The sequence below is a fragment of the Howardella ureilytica genome (genome assembly GCF_054657495.1).
This window is the reverse complement of the sequence record NZ_BAAHYP010000003.1, coordinates 70,679-88,668: the sequence shown is the minus strand read 5'-3', so window position 1 is coordinate 88,668 and position 17,990 is coordinate 70,679. Positions and strand designations below refer to the sequence as shown.

The 17,990-nt window shown below is 36.7% G+C and carries 16 protein-coding genes and 1 tRNA gene; 15 read left to right on the top strand and 2 right to left on the bottom strand.

The window, feature by feature from the left end:
• The first annotated feature begins 303 nt into the window (after positions 1 to 303).
• The 10 genes from rpmH (at position 304) to ACYQ1N_RS02390 (ending at position 9,927) form a co-directional block, all read left to right on the top strand.
• Positions 304 to 438, top strand: a complete 135-nt coding sequence (gene rpmH, locus ACYQ1N_RS02435; RefSeq protein ID WP_177955568.1) for a 50S ribosomal protein L34 — start codon at positions 304 to 306, stop codon at positions 436 to 438.
• 109 nt (positions 439 to 547) lie between these two features.
• Positions 548 to 892, top strand: coding sequence for a ribonuclease P protein component (gene rnpA / locus ACYQ1N_RS02430; RefSeq protein WP_459832320.1), 345 nt, complete (start codon positions 548 to 550; stop codon positions 890 to 892).
• A 22-nt stretch (positions 893 to 914) separates the two neighbouring features.
• Positions 915 to 1,127 (top strand): membrane protein insertion efficiency factor YidD, encoded by a 213-nt coding sequence (gene yidD, locus ACYQ1N_RS02425; protein ID WP_459832318.1) that lies wholly within the window; start codon positions 915 to 917, stop codon positions 1,125 to 1,127.
• A 20-nt stretch (positions 1,128 to 1,147) separates the two neighbouring features.
• Entirely contained in the window at positions 1,148 to 2,509 is a 1,362-nt protein-coding gene (locus ACYQ1N_RS02420) for a YidC/Oxa1 family membrane protein insertase (RefSeq protein WP_459832314.1), read from the top strand.
• A 17-nt stretch (positions 2,510 to 2,526) separates the two neighbouring features.
• Positions 2,527 to 3,021, top strand: a complete 495-nt coding sequence (locus ACYQ1N_RS02415; protein ID WP_459832311.1) for a R3H domain-containing nucleic acid-binding protein — start codon at positions 2,527 to 2,529, stop codon at positions 3,019 to 3,021.
• Between the two features lie 288 nt (positions 3,022 to 3,309).
• Entirely contained in the window at positions 3,310 to 4,695 is a 1,386-nt protein-coding gene (mnmE, locus tag ACYQ1N_RS02410; RefSeq protein WP_459832308.1) for a tRNA uridine-5-carboxymethylaminomethyl(34) synthesis GTPase MnmE, read from the top strand.
• A 13-nt stretch (positions 4,696 to 4,708) separates the two neighbouring features.
• Positions 4,709 to 6,610: a tRNA uridine-5-carboxymethylaminomethyl(34) synthesis enzyme MnmG gene (mnmG, locus tag ACYQ1N_RS02405; protein ID WP_459832305.1), complete on the top strand. Its 1,902-nt coding sequence runs from the start codon at positions 4,709 to 4,711 to the stop codon at positions 6,608 to 6,610.
• Between the two features lie 70 nt (positions 6,611 to 6,680).
• Complete coding sequence (rsmG, locus tag ACYQ1N_RS02400) at positions 6,681 to 7,490, top strand: 16S rRNA (guanine(527)-N(7))-methyltransferase RsmG (RefSeq protein WP_459832302.1); 810 nt, start codon at positions 6,681 to 6,683, stop codon at positions 7,488 to 7,490.
• A gap of 371 nt (positions 7,491 to 7,861) precedes the next feature.
• Positions 7,862 to 8,920, top strand: a complete 1,059-nt coding sequence (locus ACYQ1N_RS02395; RefSeq protein ID WP_459832299.1) for an NAD(P)-dependent alcohol dehydrogenase — start codon at positions 7,862 to 7,864, stop codon at positions 8,918 to 8,920.
• 44 nt (positions 8,921 to 8,964) lie between these two features.
• Positions 8,965 to 9,927 carry a CobW family GTP-binding protein gene (locus ACYQ1N_RS02390; RefSeq protein WP_459832297.1) on the top strand — a complete coding sequence of 321 codons (963 nt, stop codon included), beginning with the start codon at positions 8,965 to 8,967 and terminating at the stop codon, positions 9,925 to 9,927.
• 73 nt (positions 9,928 to 10,000) lie between these two features.
• On the opposite strand, the gene ACYQ1N_RS02385 is transcribed toward ACYQ1N_RS02390, so the two are convergent.
• Positions 10,001 to 10,957, bottom strand: a complete 957-nt coding sequence (locus ACYQ1N_RS02385; protein ID WP_459832294.1) for an alpha/beta fold hydrolase — start codon at positions 10,955 to 10,957, stop codon at positions 10,001 to 10,003.
• 375 nt (positions 10,958 to 11,332) lie between these two features.
• Here ACYQ1N_RS02385 and ACYQ1N_RS02380 point away from each other — a divergent pair, with 375 nt between their 5' ends.
• The 5 genes from ACYQ1N_RS02380 (at position 11,333) to ACYQ1N_RS02360 (ending at position 16,334) form a co-directional block, all read left to right on the top strand.
• A complete protein-coding gene (locus ACYQ1N_RS02380; protein ID WP_459832292.1) occupies positions 11,333 to 12,103 on the top strand; it encodes a ParA family protein in 771 nt (256 codons plus the stop codon).
• 83 nt (positions 12,104 to 12,186) lie between these two features.
• Positions 12,187 to 13,236: a ParB/RepB/Spo0J family partition protein gene (locus tag ACYQ1N_RS02375; protein ID WP_459832290.1), complete on the top strand. Its 1,050-nt coding sequence runs from the start codon at positions 12,187 to 12,189 to the stop codon at positions 13,234 to 13,236.
• Between the two features lie 75 nt (positions 13,237 to 13,311).
• The gene (serS, locus tag ACYQ1N_RS02370) at positions 13,312 to 14,598 is read left to right on the top strand and encodes a serine--tRNA ligase (RefSeq protein WP_459832287.1); all 1,287 of its coding nucleotides are present in this window, start codon (positions 13,312 to 13,314) and stop codon (positions 14,596 to 14,598) included.
• A 130-nt stretch (positions 14,599 to 14,728) separates the two neighbouring features.
• Positions 14,729 to 14,802 (top strand) — tRNA-Arg (locus ACYQ1N_RS02365).
• Between the two features lie 392 nt (positions 14,803 to 15,194).
• The gene (locus ACYQ1N_RS02360) at positions 15,195 to 16,334 is read left to right on the top strand and encodes a Fic family protein (RefSeq protein ID WP_459832284.1); all 1,140 of its coding nucleotides are present in this window, start codon (positions 15,195 to 15,197) and stop codon (positions 16,332 to 16,334) included.
• A gap of 195 nt (positions 16,335 to 16,529) precedes the next feature.
• Here the strand turns inward: ACYQ1N_RS02360 and ACYQ1N_RS02355 are convergent, their stop codons facing one another.
• A complete protein-coding gene (locus ACYQ1N_RS02355; RefSeq protein WP_459832282.1) occupies positions 16,530 to 17,570 on the bottom strand; it encodes a methyltransferase domain-containing protein in 1,041 nt (346 codons plus the stop codon).
• Positions 17,571 to 17,990 lie beyond the last annotated feature (420 nt).

Below are 17,990 nucleotides of genomic sequence, written 5' to 3'. Positions count from 1 at the left end.
TTAGAAAATAAATTTTTTCAATGATATTCACATATTTCACATAATTATTCACATAGTTATCCACAAAAATTCACAAAATGTGAATAAAAATGTGAATAATTGTGATTATAGGTGAATAAATAAATATATAGGTAAAAACGGTTGACTATATACCCATATTTACTTATAATGTGATACGGTATTCTCTAAAAGTGTGTAATTTATTACAGTGCGTAAGATTTCGATAGTCTTGACAGAGAAATCTGTATTAATAAGTCGGTTATTATCCGCGCAATATTCTGTAAAACGGAGGTGAGTTTAATAATGAAGATGACATTTCAGCCAAACAAGAGAAAAAGATCTAAGGTTCATGGTTTCAGAGCAAGAATGAGCACTTCAGGTGGAAGAAAAGTTCTCGCAGCTCGTAGAGCAAAGGGCAGAAAAGTTCTTTCTGCATAATCTTATTGAAAGATGTAAGCAGATGAATAATTCATCTGCTTTTTCCTTTATATAAGCAATCGTTACTGTTAATTTTATTATTTTTGTTATTTATAACGATAAAAACCATATGAAATATTCTGATTTTGAAACAATAAAAACCACATTTGAATTTCAAAATGTCTATAATAACGGTGTTTCTTTTGCCAACAGAGATTTTGTAATGTATGTTGCAGCTAATCAATGCGGTAAAAGAAGACTGGGAGTGTCGGTCAGCAAAAAGATCGGCAACAGTGTAATAAGACACAGACTTTCAAGATTAGTAAGGGAGGCATTCAGACTTAATGCATCCAATGTAGATGAGGATATCGACATAGTTGTAATAATCAGATCTCATATGGTAGGTAAAGGATACAGGGAAGCCGAAAGCTCAATGTTACATTTACTCAGAAAGCATAATATTATAAGTATGTGATTGAATTAAAGGAGAATATTGCATGAAGAATCCATTGATTGCAGGTATAAATTTGTATCAAAAAGCGTTTTCTCCATACAAAGCAGGAAGTTATTGTAAATATTATCCTACCTGTTCCGAGTATGCTAAGGAAGCGATACAAAAATACGGAAGTTTAAAAGGAACTTCCATGGCAATGAAAAGAATATTAAGATGTAATCCTTTTTCTAAAGGAGGATATGATCCCGTTCCATAAACTAATTGGAGGAAATTGTTTTGGGTAATTTTTTCGGTACAGTATTTAGCCCTATCGGTTCAGGTATAGGCTGGTTAATGAACCTCATTTTTGAGGGCATCAACGCTATTGGAATAGGAAACGTAGGTTTGGCGATTATTTTAATTACGATTATCATTAAGGTCGCTATGCTTCCTCTTCTTATGGGGCAATTAAAACAGGCTAAATTAAGCAGATACATGTCTCCTGAATTAAGAGCAATAAGAGCTAAATACAGAGGCAGAAGAGATGAAAAATCTTTGTCGGCAATGCAGGCGGAGACAAAGGCATTATATGATAAATACGGTGTTTCTCAGACAGGCGGATGTATACAGTTGCTCATCCAGATTCCTATTCTTTTCTCACTCTATAATGTTTTGAGAAATATTCCTACGTATATCGGCAGAATTAACGGCCTTCTTACGGGAGTACTTACAGGAAGCAACGGTAATAACGGTATTATGAGTGATCCGAACTTTATCGATACAATGAATAACAACTTCGGCGGAGTAGATTGGTCAAATACGAGTACGGCAATTAATGCGCTTAACTCATTTACGTCAGATGCATGGAACAAGCTTGCAGATCTTTTCCCGGCTTACAGTGACAGTATTCATTCAACATCGAGTACAATTCTCGGAATGAATAATTTCCTTGGACTTAACGTTACCATAAGCCCTAACCAGATACTCGGAGTATATATACTTATTCCTATTATAGCTGCGGTAGCACAGTTCTTCTCCGGAAGACTTTCACAGCAGTCAACGGGAGATCCTTCTACCGAAACAACTGCTAAGATTATGATGTTCATTGCACCTATAATGACAGGTTTTATCGGATTTACGGTTCCTACGGGTCTCGGTATTTACTGGATTGCCACATCAGGCGTACAGATTGTAATGTCATACTTTATCAATAAGCATTATGATAAGATCGGAGCCGAAGAACTTATAAGAATTGCTTCTGAAAAGAAAAAGAAGAAACTTGCAAAGAAGGGTATCGATGCGGAAACTCTTGTTAACAATGCCAATATAAGCACAAGACATATTAAGAGATCGGGTTCAGGTCTTTCATCATTTAAAGATATGAATTCGGCGGCATCATCCAACCAATCAGACACTTCGGGCAGGAATAAAAATAACAAAAACAACGGTAACAGAAATAACAAAAATAATAACGGTTCAAACAACAGTCAGGGGAACACGGAAAATACTTCGGCAGAAACCGAATCCGGTTCGACTTCGGGTGAATCCGTAACAACGGAATCAAAATCCGACAACGGTAAGAAAAAAGGGCAGGAAAGCGGTTCTCTTGCAGCAAAAGCATCTCTTGCCAATAACAATAATAAGAAAAACAAAAAATAATTCGAGAGAGATTAATTATGTCAATTGAGAATTCTGAAAAAAATAAACTTACTAAAGAAGAAGTTGCGAAGAATGCGTTATCATTTTTAAAAGGTTTTTTTGAAAATACCGAAGATAAGGCAGATATATCCTATACTTATGATGAAAAAAACGAAATATTGTTTTTTAATATAAATTGCGGAAATACGGCTCAGCTTATAGGGAAAAGAGGATCGACCATAGATTCGCTTCAATTTATTACAAATATTGTTGCAAACAAAGGAAACAGCCATAATATAAGTATAGTAATTGACACACAGAACTATAGAGAAAAAAGAAAAGCAAGTCTTGATATTTTGGCAGACACGGTAGCAAGGAAGGTTATCAAACAAAAGAAAGATACGGTACTTGAATCAATGAATCCGTCGGCCAGAAGAATTATACACAGGGCTTTGGACAATGTTCCTCATATTGTCACAGAGACAATAGGCGAAGAACCTAATAAAAAAGTGGTTATAAAATATGTAAATTAACAAAAACCGTGACAAAATTCTTTTATATTTTGTCACGGTTTTTATATGTTTTATTATTTTTACATATTTAATTTTATATTAAGAGTTAAAATACATGATTAGTATAATTATTTGTAAAAATAATAATTAAGCATCAAACAGTGTATTTAATGTAATTACATGGTTTTGACCGTGACAAATATATAATTTATAATAGAAAAGTTAATTAGAATTTATTACAGAAATATTGTATGCGATGTTTAATAATTATTCTGATAAATCATTGCATAGGTACATAAGGATATAAAAATGAGTGATACAATAGCAGCCATATCGACGTCTTCCCTGGGTTCGGGCGGAATAGGAATAGTCAGAATAAGCGGAGATGATGCGATTAACATTGCGGATAAAGTATTTATAGGGAAAAACGGAAAGAAACTTTCAGATGCTGAAACTCATACCATTCATTACGGTAATATCAGAGATGAACATGACAATATTGTAGATGAAGTGTTGGTTTCCGTTATGAAAGCTCCTAACACATATACAAGGGAAGATGTAATAGAGATAAACACACACGGAGGTAATCTCGTTACGGGTAAGGTATTGGAATGTGTGCTTAATGCCGGAGCCATAGCCGCAGAACCGGGAGAATTTACAAAAAGAGCATTTTTAAACGGAAGAATAGACCTTTCAAAGGCTGAGGCCGTTATAGATATAATTAATTCCAAGACAGAATTTAATCTCAGAAATTCCATGGGACAGCTAAACGGCAGATTAACCCGGGAAATAGATAATCTCAGAGACACTATATTGGATGAAATAGCTTATATGGAAGCAGCCATGGACGACCCCGAAAACATACCCATGGAAGACCATCTGGAAGACTTAAAAAATACGGTAAATAATCTTATAAAGAGAATAGGAAAACTAAAAGATACATACAAGGAAGGAAGCCTTCTCAAAGAGGGGATAACAACGGTAATTGTAGGAAAAACCAATGCGGGTAAATCGTCATTGCTTAATTTGCTCACCGGCGATGAAAGCGCAATCGTAACCGATATAGCGGGTACCACAAGAGATACCGTAAAGGAACAGATAAGCCTCGGGGGAATTCTTATTAATCTCGTGGATACGGCCGGAATCAGAGATACCGACGATATTGTTGAAGCAATGGGAATAAGGAAGGCAAAGGAACATTTAAATGATGCGGATCTTGTAATATATGTCGTTGATTCAACGGGGAATATGGGAGATGAAGACAGGAAAATAATTAATCTTCTGAAAAATAAAAATTATATTGTTCTTCTTAATAAATCAGATATGAATCAGACCGTAACTCCGGAAGAACTGTATAAGAACGGAATAGACAAAAATATTCACATAATAAATTTTTCAACCGTAACCGCCGACGGATTGGAACAGTTGACCTCCGTTATAAAAGAGATGTTTTCTTTAAACGATATATTGATAAATGATGAAATTGTAATTACAAACAGCAGACACAAATATTTGCTTGACGAAAGCATAAAAAGTCTGAATCTCGCGCTGGACGGCATTGATGCGGGATTCAGCGAAGATCTTATAAGTATTGATATTTATAATTCATATATTGCGCTCGGTAAGATTTTGGGTAAAGAAATAGAAGATGATCTGGCAGACAGAATATTTGAAAAATTTTGTATGGGAAAATGATTAAGGGGGAAAAATGTCTAATATAGAGGAATATTATGATGTAGTAGTTGTCGGAGCGGGACATGCCGGATGTGAAGCAGCCCTTGCAACATCAAGACTCGGGCTTAGTACCGTATGTTTCACCGTAAGTGCGGATGCAATAGCAATGATGGCATGCAATCCCAACATAGGAGGAACTTCAAAAGGGCACCTGGTAAGAGAAATCGATGCATTGGGCGGTGAAATGGGTAAAGCCATAGACGATACATTTATACAGTCTAAAATGTTAAATGCATCAAAGGGACCGGCGGTACATTCTTTAAGGGCTCAGGCTGATAAAGCCGCTTATTCAAACAGAATGAGAAATGCAATGGAAGCCGAAAAAAATCTTGTTATCAGACAGGGTGAGGTTTCAGAGCTGATCGTTGAAAATAAAAAAATTACGGGTGTAAAAACCGTTTCGGGAGCCTTATATAAATGTAAGTGCGTTATTCTGGCTACGGGAGTATATCTTAAAGCCAGGTGTATATTCGGAGATACAAGTTATAATACGGGACCTAACGGACTTATGGCCGCCAATAATCTTACAAAATCATTAATCGATAACGACATTAAAATCAGAAGATTTAAAACAGGTACACCGGCAAGAATCGACGGCAAAACCATTGATTACTCAAAAATGACGGAACAGTTCGGAGATGAAAGGATTATTCCATTTTCATTTTCCACGGATCCTGACACTATACAAAAAGAGCAGGTGTCATGCTGGTTAACATATACAAATGAAGAAACCCATAAAATCATTATGGACAATATAGACAGATCTCCTCTTTACTCAGGTGAAATTGAAGGTACCGGTCCGAGATATTGCCCATCCATTGAGGATAAGGTAGTCAGATTTTCAGACAAAAACAGACATCAGATATTTGCAGAACCGGAAGGTCTGTATACTGATGAAGTGTATCTCAGCGGTCTTTCGTCTTCAATGCCGGAAGATGTGCAATATGCCATGATAAGAACAATTGCAGGTCTTGAAAACGCCAAAGTCGTAAGAAACGGATATGCCATAGAATATGATTGCATAGATGCAACACAATTAAAACCTTCTCTTGAATTTATCAATATAGACGGACTTTTCTCCGCCGGACAGATAAACGGAAGTTCAGGTTATGAAGAAGCTGCCGCACAGGGTCTTATGGCCGGAATAAATGCCGCAAGAAAGATATTTAACAGGGATTATATAGTTATAGACAGATCGGAAGGTTATATAGGGGTTCTGATTGATGACCTTGTTACAAAAGAAACACAGGAACCTTACAGAATGATGACTTCAAGAGCCGAGTACAGGCTGCTTCTCAGACAGGACAACGCAGATATAAGACTCAGGAGAATCGGATATGAGGCGGGGCTTATAAGTGATAAGCAGATTGAAGAACTGAACAATAAGGAAGAGTTGATAAAGGCGGAAATCGAAAGGCTTAAAAATACATATGTGGGTCCTTCCAAAGAGCTGGAAGAAATATTCAATTCGGTAGGCAGCGAGCCTATAAGTAACGGTATGTCCATGGCCGATTTAATAAAGAGGCCGGAACTTAATTATGAAATACTTGCCCCTGTTGACGGGGAAAGGCCGGAACTTCGTGAGGATATCAGATTTCAGGTAAATGTTCAAATTAAGTATGAAGGGTATATTGCAAGACAGCTTAAGCAGGTAGAATCATTTAAAAAACTTGAAAAGCGCCTCATTCCGGAGGATTTTGATTATAAAAGCGTATACGGATTACGAATCGAAGCAGTACAGAAACTTGATAAATACAGACCTGTATCCATAGGACAGGCAGGCAGAATATCAGGAGTGTCGCCTGCGGACATATCAGTACTTTTGATTGCTTTGGAACAGTATCTGAAAAATTCTGAAAAAAATAACATGAAATAACATATAATCCGGATATTAAACAGGGAGATGAAATGTGCCTTTAATAAGAGCATGTTTCACGTGAAACATTATGAAAGAAAGAATAGATTTAAACAGTGTCGAAACGGAAGAGCTGGTTAAGATTGACGGACCTGTTTCGGGAGCGGAGAAAGAACTTGAAAGTAAGCTCACGGAATACGGATATACCGATACATTCAACATAATAAAGAAATTCCGCAAATACTATAACATTTTAATTAAGTGGAATAATGTAATGAATCTTACGGGTATTACGGAATATAACGAGGTTGTTGAAAAACATTTTACGGACAGTATTGCCTTTTTTAAGGTATATGGGGAGCTTAAAAAAAAGGGAGAAATTCCGCAATTATCCGGAAGCTTGCTTGTTGACATAGGTACGGGAGCGGGATTTCCGGGAGTTCCCATTGCATTGGTTGACAGTGAAATCAAAGTTACTTTAATAGATTCGTTAAAGAAAAGAATAGATTTTTTAAATGCCGTGATAAATGAAACCGGTATCACAAATGCGGTTGCCGTACACGGAAGAAGCGAAGATCTGGCTCGGGATGAGATGTTAAGAGAAAGGTTTGATTTTGCCGTTTCAAGAGCCGTGGCCGCAATGAATACGCTTTCAGAATATTGCATTCCGTTTGTAAAAACCGGCGGATACTTTATAGCATATAAGACCGGAAACAATAAAGATGAGATAGAGTCATCGGTAAAAGCAATAAACATGCTCGGCGGCAATATAGATGAAATAATAAAAAGCAAAGTGGAAAGTCTTGATTATGACAGAGAATACATCTGCATAAAAAAGACGGAAAAAACCAAAAAGAAGTATCCGAGAAAAGCGGGAGAACCTAAAAATAATCCGTTGTAAATGTATTATAAGTAAACGGGAATGTTACAGGCAAAAATCAAACAAGAAAATTAAATAAAAAATAAATAAAAATTATTTTATAAAAATCCGTTTTAAGCGATTGATAAATATACGGGAACAGGAAAATCCGAATTTCCCGCATAATATCCCGCTTTTAACGGTTTTTTTTAATTAAATTTAAAGCATATTATTTTAGTATGGTATTAGAAAAAAAACAATTTCTGGTTCTATTAAATACAACTTTTTTCGGATAAAGTGATATACACAGACGGAAACAGATAACAAAGTTAACCGGTCTGATAATGATAAAAATAATGTTTTAATGTTTTATTATTTTATTGTTTAAGTTATTCGGATAGGAGGAAACTGTTATGAAAGCTTTTGCTATGTTAAAAATCGGAGAAGCAGGTTGGATAGAAAAAGAACGTCCCGTATGCGGGCCGCAGGATGCAATATGTAAACCGCTTGCGGTTGCCATATGTACATCTGATATTCATACAGTGTATGAAGGCGGCGTAGGCGAACGTTTTAACATGGTACTCGGACATGAGTGCTGCGCTGAAGTAGTTGAAGTCGGCGAACTTGTCAAAGACTTTAAGCCGGGAGACAAAGTTCTTGTTCCCGCAATTACACCGGACTGGAACTCACTTGAGGCTCAGGCAGGATACTCAATGCACTCAAACGGAATGCTTGCGGGATGGAAATTCTCCAATCACAAGGACGGAGTATTCGGAGAGTACTTCCATGTAAACGATCCTGACGGAAACCTGGCTTTACTTCCTGAGGGAATGAGCTATGAAGACGCATGTATGTTATCTGACATGGTTCCTACAGGTTTCCACGCAGTAGAGCAGGCTGACGTTCAGTTTGGTGATACGGTTCTTGTTATAGGTATAGGGCCTGTAGGACTTATGGCTGTTGCCGGTGCAAACTTACGAGGAGCATCAAGAATAATAGTTGTAGGTACACGTTCCGTATGTGTGGAAGCTGCAAAGGGTTACGGAGCAACCGATTTTATAAGTTATAAGGACGGTTCCATATCCGAACAGGTAATGAAACTTACAGACGGCAAGGGCGTTGACAGAGTATGTATTGCCGGAGGTACTGTAGCTACATTTGAAGAAGCCGTTAAAGCTCTTAAGCCGGGCGGAAAAATCGGCAACGTTAACTACCTCGGAAAGGGTGAATTTATTACCATTCCTCGTGTAGAGTGGGGCGCAGGTATGGGTCATAAGGTTATAAGCGGAGGACTTATGCCGGGCGGAAGACTTCGTATGGAGAAGCTCGGAGCTCTTATTGCTTCGGGAAAGCTTGACGTTTCACCTCTTTCAACGCATGTATTCCACGGTTGGGAGCATATTCCGGAAGGCTTGGAAATGATGAGAAATAAGGCTGATAATTTAATTAAGCCTGTAATCATACTCGACTAATGTGAGTGCTTATAATACTACAACAGAGGGAGGAGGTTCAGATATTGAAGATTTTGGTTGTATCGGGATTTTTAGGTTCGGGAAAAACAACATTTATAAAGACCATGACTGAAAAAACGGGACAAAATTTCGTTATATACGAGAATGAGTATGCCGGAAGCGGCGTGGATACCGAGAGACTGAAAGAGACCTCTGAACTCGAAGTATGGGAATCGCTGAATAATTGCGTATGCTGCAGCGGAAAAACGGATTTTGCCGAAGATATTCTTACAATATCGGGCACCGTGGATCCGGATTATCTTATAGTTGAACCTACGGGGGCGGCGAAACTAAGCAGTGTTGTAAACAACATCAGGGCAGTGGAATATGACAGAATATCTCTGTTAAAACCTGTTGTAATGGCAGATCCTCTTAATTATGCGGAGCAGAAGAAAGAATTTTCGGACATACTTACAGATCAGATCAAAAATGCAAGCAGTGTTATAATATCACGAAAAACATCGGATCCTGAATTAATAAAATATGTAATTGATGATATAAAAACAATAAATCCGAATGTTGATATTATCAGTGAAGATTATTCGACAGCTGACTCTGAATGGTTTATGAAGCTTTTGGATGACGGAAGTATTTCAGACAATTATCCGAAGGATTATTCGGATGAATCGGAAGAATTGGATAAAATCGTTTTGCGGAACATAAGTCTTTCGTCCCCATCCCATCTTATCACATTCCTTAACTCTCTTATATACAGGGATATGGGGTACGCGGTTCGTGCAAAAGGGTCTTTGAAATGCGGAAATGAGTGGATTAAGTTTGATCTTGTGGGAATGAATTGGTCCGTTACGGGCGATTCTGAAAGGGATGAATCTCAATTCGTAATCATAGGTAAACATTTAGATAAAGCGCAAATAAGAAAAAAGCTGCAAGGAAGTCCGCTGGAAATAAAATTAAATATGTCAAATACAAATAAAAGTTCGAAAATAATAAAAATGCTTCCCGCATAACAATGATAATTTAAAAGAATAAAAAGATTCGTTTTGAAAAAAGCTTCGCGGAGTTTTATTCCGCGAAGCTTTTTTATATTGCGCCGTTTATTATCTTCAAAACTACGTTGGAGAATGTTGTGGCTTTTTCCAAATGAGGGAGATATCTTGAATTATTAACCGTAATTACATGTGTTGTATTATTTAATTTTTTAAATTCTTCTACGATTTCTCTCCTGTCAGGTTCATCATAACCGTTGATTATATAAATATTATCGATTGAAGGAATCAGTTTTTTCTCCTTAGAGAAAAGGAAACCGTTAACCAGGCTGGAAGATAAATATTTATTATTGGATCCGCCTATATGCGAATTTTCGTAATATATACGATATGTATCCCTTTTAAGTTTTCTGTTTCCTTTTGATATTTGAGAGCAGGCCTTAATATATGCTCCGAGTCTCGAAGTATATATATTATACATACTTGTTCCCGCTATCTGAAAATTCATCATATTTTTGATAAATTCGTCGGATTTATCCGGCAGTTTATCAATAGCGGAAGGAGCAACGGGGGCCGAAAGAATAACTTTATTAATAAGAGCCGGCTCATAATATTTTAATTGAATCGCTATTGCGGAAGAAAGTCCGGATGTAACTATATCTGTCTTTTGACGTATTACTCTTTTTATAAATGCTCCGATAATAAGCTGATACAAATAAATTGTATATGTTATGGGATCTTTTTCGGAGTGTCCGCATCCCGGGAGATCAACGGCATATACGGTATGTTTTTTAGACAGTTTCTCCATGGTTTTATTCCACTCATAGACAGATGAAAAAGTCGATATGTCGTGAATCAGAAGGATAGGGGATCCGGATCCCTTCTTTATATAGTTAACAGTTGTGTTTTTATATGTAAAATCATATTTCACATAATCGCCCGTAAGTTTATTCTTTCTTGCCGTTTTGAATATCATATTGTTTATACCCTTTACAACCAAGAGGGCAAGAGCGGTATCAATCAGCAGTGTGGTCGGTCTTAATTTTTTCATGTTTAAAATTCATATGTTTCGCATATGACTGTAAATAAATTGCCGAATCATATGCCATATGTCTCTCCTTTCACTGTATTGTACTCAGTGGATGTCTTACAATCCGCAATCATATACGTAGTATGCCAAGACAGCCGATTACATAAGAAATTATACCATAACGGGCATAAACATATTATTAATATTTTAAGAGCAATGTATAGAATTTTCTTTTGCATATTTATAAAAAGGCAAGACTAAATACATAAAATATATTATAATGTTTCACGTGAAACATTATAATATATTTTATGTATTTGTGTTATATCTTTGAACCGTAGATTTATAACGACGGTTCGCGGGAAATTAATTCCGCATAGTTGAAAGGGCGGTAATATGGGCAAGGTAATAGCTGTTACAAACCAAAAGGGCGGTGTCGGAAAAACGACGACATCCATTAATTTAGCTGCATGTCTTGCAGATAACAGAAAGAAAGTTCTTCTTATAGATATAGATCCACAGGGTAACGCAACTTCCGGAATAGGTATAGAAAAAGATAATTTAACATTCAGCATTTACGATCTTATGATAGGAAAATGCGACATGGATGAAGTACTTATCAAAGCTTATAATCACAATTTGGATGTGCTTCCCGCAAACATGAATTTATCGGGTATCGAAATAGATCTGATAGACAGAGCCGAAAGGGAATATGTATTAAAAAACATAATAGACGATGTTAAAAAGAATTACAATTATGTAATAATCGACTGTCCTCCGTCTCTGAATATGCTTACAATAAATGCCATGGTTGCGGCTGATTCCGTTATAATTCCCGTTCAATGCGAATATTTTGCCTTGGAAGGTCTTACACAGCTTTTAAAGACACTGGATCTTATAAAAGAAAAACTCAACACTTCTTTAAAGGTGGACGGTATAGTATTTACAATGTATGATTCAAGAACCAATTTGGCAAATCAGGTAGTTGAAGATGTCAAAGAGAATTTACATGAGCATGTATTTGAAACAAAAATACCGCGTAACGTGAGGTTGGCGGAAGCTCCGAGTTTCGGTCTTACAATAAATATGTATGACGATAAGTCTACGGGTGCCGTGGCATATGAGGCGCTCGCAAAAGAAGTAATAGCATTGGATAAGAAAAAATAATGCAGAAAGGAATACGGCGCCGTTTATACCTTATTTGAAATATTTTAAGGATGTATAACAGCGCGTTTATCGGTAATTGATATATGAGTACTGTCAGAAGAGGTAATCGCGGGCTCGGAAGAGGACTCGGCAATCTTATTCCGGTTTCGTCGGATGAAGAAACAGAAAATCCCGTTAAGGCAGAGTCAAACGGGGAATCCGCAAAGGATGTTAAAAAAAGTTCTTTAGCCAAATCGGATAAAACAAAGGCCGGAACCATGGCATCAAAATCGGGAACAAAATCAACTGATAAAGCCGTTCCGTCGAAGACAGCCGTTAAAACAAGAGGTAAGACCCCGACCGTAAACGGTCAGGTATATATAAAAGTCACGGACATAGAGCCCAATAAAGATCAGCCGAGAAAAATATTTGATGAAAACGCTCTTACGGAACTTGCACAGTCCATTAAGGAAGTGGGAGTAATACAGCCGATAGTAGTACAAAAAAACGGTGAATTTTATAAAATAATAGCCGGAGAGAGAAGATGGAGAGCTTCAAAACTTGTCGGACTTAAGGAAATACCGGCCGTAATCAAAGATTATTCGGACAAAGAGGCGCTTGAAATCGCTCTTATCGAAAATATTCAAAGAGAGGACTTAAACCCCATAGAAGAAGCTCTTGCCTATGACGGACTTCTTAAGGATTATAAAATAAAGCAGGATGAATTGGCTTTAAGGGTTTCCAAGTCCAGATCCGCAATCAGTAATTCAATAAGGCTTTTGAAGCTTGATCCGAGAGTTATGGAAATGGTATCCGAAGGAAAGATAAGCAGCGGACACGGAAGGGCACTGCTCGGAATCAGAAACAAAGATCTGCAGTTCCAAATTGCGTCCGAAGTATTTGAAAAAAATCTGAGCGTAAGAGATATCGAAAAAAGAATAAACGCTCTCAGGGAAAACAAGCCTAAGAAAGAGTATGATTCTTCGGAGACATTTATATACAAAAAAATGGAAGACGAGCTTAAAGAGAGGCTGGGAAGCAGGGTTATAATCAGAAGAAAAGACGAAAATAAAGGAAAAATCGAAATAGATTATTCTTCCAGAGAAGAGTTTGAAAGATTATATGACTTATTTAACGGAATAAACAGAGCATAGTTACTAAAATCGGACGATTATCGGTCGGACGGACATATTTTTTATGACATAATTGGGAAAAGAAGGGATATTGTAATGATTGACATTAAATTAATTCGTGAAAACGAAGATTTGGTAAAAGAAAATATCAAAAAGAAGTTTCAGGATGAGAAACTTCCTCTTGTGGATGAAGTTAAGGAACTTGACATAAAGTTAAGAGACATACAGACAGAGGCTGACGGACTCAGAGCAGAGAGGAACAAAAACTCCAAGCAAATCGGCGCATGCATGGCCAAGGGAGATAAGGAAGAGGCTGAAAGACTTAAGGCGGAGGTTGAAAAGAATGCCGGCAGATTAAAGACTCTTGAAGAAGAAACGGAAACAATAAGCGGCAGAATCAAAGAAATCATGATGACGATACCTAACATTATCGATGATGTTGTGCCTATCGGAAAGGATGATACGGAAAATGTCGAAAGACAGAAATTCGGAGATCCTGCGGTTCCGGACTTTGAGATTCCTTACCATGTGGATATAATGGAAAGTCTTAACGGAATTGACCTGGATGCAGCTGGAAAGGTTGCGGGAAGCGGATTCTATTATCTTATGGGGGATATTGCAAGATTACATTCGGCAATTCTTACATATGCGAGAGATTTCATGATTAATAAAGGCTTTACATATTGCGTGCCTCCTTTCATGATAAGAAGCGCAGTTGTAAACGGCGTTATGAGTTTCGGTGAAATGGATGAAATGATGTACAAGGTGGAAGGAGAGGATCTCTACCTTATAGGAACAAGTGAACATTCAATGATAGGTAAATTCATCAACTCCGCAACGGAAGAATCCAAGCTTCCGCTTACACTTACAAGTTATTCTCCATGTTTCAGAAAAGAAAAAGGCTCTCACGGTATTGAAGAAAGAGGCGTGTACAGAATTCATCAGTTTGAGAAACAGGAAATGATAGTTGTATGTAAACCTGAGGACAGCAAAGCATGGTTTGATAAATTATGGAATAATACCGTAGAATTATTCAGAAGTATGGATATTCCTGTAAGAACTCTTGAGTGCTGTTCAGGAGATTTGGCAGATCTTAAGGAACGTTCAATCGACGTTGAGGCATGGTCACCAAGACAAAAGAAGTACTTTGAAGTAGGATCATGCTCTAACCTTGGAGATGCTCAGGCAAGAAGACTTAACATAAAGATAGTAACTGATGACAATAAGAGATATTTTGCTCATACTCTTAACAATACTGTTGTGGCATCTCCGAGAATGCTTATCGCATTCCTTGAAAACAATCTAAGGGAAGACGGAAGCATAGTTATTCCTGAAGTTTTGAGACCTTATATGGGAGGTCAGGACAAGCTTCACAAAGCATAAATATAATCAAAAAAGTAAAACGGGCTTATATATCGGTTTAATTACACTTTATACCGATGCATATAGGCCTGTTATTTATTTGCTTGACAATAAATAATATTGTTCCTATAATTGAACAGATTTTAAAGATGTTTCCGTAGCTCAGCAGGATAGAGCGACCGCCTCCTAAGCGGTAGGTCGGGTGTTCGAATCACCTCGGGAACACTGATTGCAAAAGCATGGAAGATTTCATTTGAAATTCTCCCATGCTTTTTGTTTTATCTGATGATTTACGGATTCAATCAGAGGACTGTTGATAAAGCGGTGCTTTTTGAAAGGGAAAAGTCAGGATAAAGCCGAGAGCACATCTTTCCTGGCAGAAAATTTTGTGGGGTGACTTATATATAGAATGAGTAAAAAATTGAAAAATGTTGAATTAAGTGATATTTTAGTATAAATATATTAAATATATTGAACTAACTTAACGCTTATTATAAAAAAGAAGAGATAATTAGACTAAAAAACGGTTAAGTCTAATTATCTTGAGAATATTAGAACCGGCGACATTTAAGTATAAAATGACGAAAATCATTGAACTAATAGATAGGAGTTCCGATATGAATTTTGAAGATATTTACCAGAACGTTCCGAAACCTCATATTCCGGCAAAGTTACCGTTAGAATTAAGTCCCATATTGTTCGACAAAGACATTATTCATCTGATTTCAAAAGCAAATAATGCAATGGGAGCTTACAGAGGATTTCTTATAAATATTATAAATCCGAAACTCCTTATTTCTCCGTTGATTTCGCAGGAAGCAGTCCTGTCGTCTAAGTTAGAGGGCACACATGCTACAATAGAAGATTTTATTAACTATGATGCAGGTAATCGGGTTTCTGTTTCTAAAGATGAAATGAAAGAAGTAATGAATTATAGAAGCGCAATATTTTATGCATTAAAAAATATGTCTACGATGTCGGACAATTCAGAGGAAGAGCTACATAAATTGCCGTTATGTACACGTTTAATTAAGGAAATGCATAAGATACTTCTCGACAATGTACGAGGTAAAACAAAATCTCCCGGTGAATTTAAAACAGAGCAGAACTATATCGGTAGTGCAAGTGCAATATCATTCACACCATTATCTCCTGAATTGACGCCTGAGTACATGGGAAATTTAGAGCAGTATATTCATTATGATGAAGTGGATTTACTTGTTCAGGCAGCTCTTATACATTGTCAATTTGAAATGATTCATCCTTTTAAGGACAGAAATGGGCGTATTGGACGATTATTAATACCTCTTTTTTTGTATTATAGAAATATGTTGCCGGTACCGACATTTTATATGAGTGCTTATTTTGAAAAAAATCGTTCTTTATATTTAGAGAAACTTTCTGCCGTATCTAAAAATAATGATTATGCCACATGGATCAAATACTTCTTGGAAGGAGTCGTAGAACAGGCTGAGATCAATACGCAAAAAGCGAAAGCTATGCTGGATATATATAGTAATTTTAAGGAAGTTTGCATTTCTGATATGAGTTCTAAGTATGCGATAATGCTTTTAGATGAGATATTTAAAAGACCTGCATTCAAGGTAAGGCAAATACAGGACAATATTCCGGCAAGTAAGGGGACATTATATAACATATTAGATGAGTTTGTAGCGAAGGGAATCCTCAATAAGGATGAAAAGGTAAGAAATACAACTTATTTTTGTTCTGCCATATTAAATATATTAGAAGTTTGAAATAAGTTTGGACATAAAAATTTATAAATAGGAGATATAAACTGATTGCAAAAGCATGGAAGATTTCATTTGAAATTCTCCCATGCTTTTTGTTTTATCTGATATTTCCGTTGTTCATACTGAAATATTACCGGATTGAATGTGTACGTGCTTGTTTCTTAACTTTATTCGTTTTAGAATCCGGATTGAGTTTTGTTAATTCTTCTCACTTGCAAATGCAACAAAACCAAGCTGCTCTTTATGCTTACCGAAGAATGTAAACATTCTCTCGAAAAAGTCTGCATTTTCTTCCTTTAAGGCATTTGAAAGTATTTCAAGCGTCCTTTCTTCCCCTTTGTCATGCTTCATTCCGTCAGGATCAAGGAGCGTCATTTCTCCGTCTTTTTTCGTTACACTAAAACCTTGTGTTTCAAATTTCTCTGTCCAGTCAGTTATCGTCAGAGGTTCCACGTTTACATTGATTGCGCGGCTGATGCCGGCTCTGATGTTATTCTGAATATCCTTGTCATCCGAACGGATACAGACATCCTGAGTAAGCAGCAGTCCGCCGGGTTTTAAAACACGGTGATATTCAGAAACAGCCCTATCCTTCTGATCTCCGATTAACATTGTAAGCATTGCTTCGTTAATCACAATGTCGAAGCTTTCATCCGGGAACGGGAGCTCAAATGCGCTTCCTTGTACCAATGTGATATGGTTTTCCAAATTGTGTTCTTTTACGTTATTCTCCGCATTCTTTAAAGCTTCACCGTCAAGATCAAGTCCGGTAAGGCTGCAACCGTACTTTTCGGCAATCTGAATCAATGTTGTTCCCATATTACATGCGACTTCAAGAATTTTTGTATCCGAAGTGATATCAGCCTTATTCAGCAACCATTCCGTCGCATCAATTCCGCCGGGACGAAGCCTTGTCTTCCCCATTCGTGCAAGAAATGTGTGTCCGGGTTCATGAGCGTGCTTCCTTCGTTCTTCTTCCGTTTTTGTATTATTTTCATTCGAACCGGTTTCTGTTCCGGTAACGGCAAAGCCGTTCTCCGCAAGCGCAAACATGATTTTATCCATCGGGATATTCATTTTCTTTGAAGCCTTCAAAACAGTCATATGTGAACCGATTATTTTTCTCATAAGGGGATTGGCCAAAGGCTTGAATCCAAGATCTGAAAGAATTTTTATAAGTTCCGGGTAATCATTGCAAAGCGCGGCAACATTTTGTGAAAGGTCGATTATCTTTGCCATTTTTTCCCTCCTGTCTGAAATATTAATTTTATTATTTTCTGTTCCGTTATCCGTAGCCGTTGAATTTTATATGTGAAAATATTTATATGGCTAATAAAAATAAGCCTGCAAAAACAGCTCATTTTATCGGAACCATAGCTAGTTACCATATGCTAACTAAGTTAGCATATGGTAACTAGCATGTCAATATTTGTTATACAATGTCATTATCGGGTATGATTTTTTTATAGTCGGTTTTCCGCAATTTTCAGGTATTTCTAAAAGGGAAAAATTTTACATTAGACAATAAGACCGTAATTTATTATAAAAATTTAATATAAATATGAGATTTTATGATATAAATTCGATATATTGTATAAAACACTCTTGTCAAAATACCTACTAAATAAGTATATTATATATTATCCAATTTACTTATAT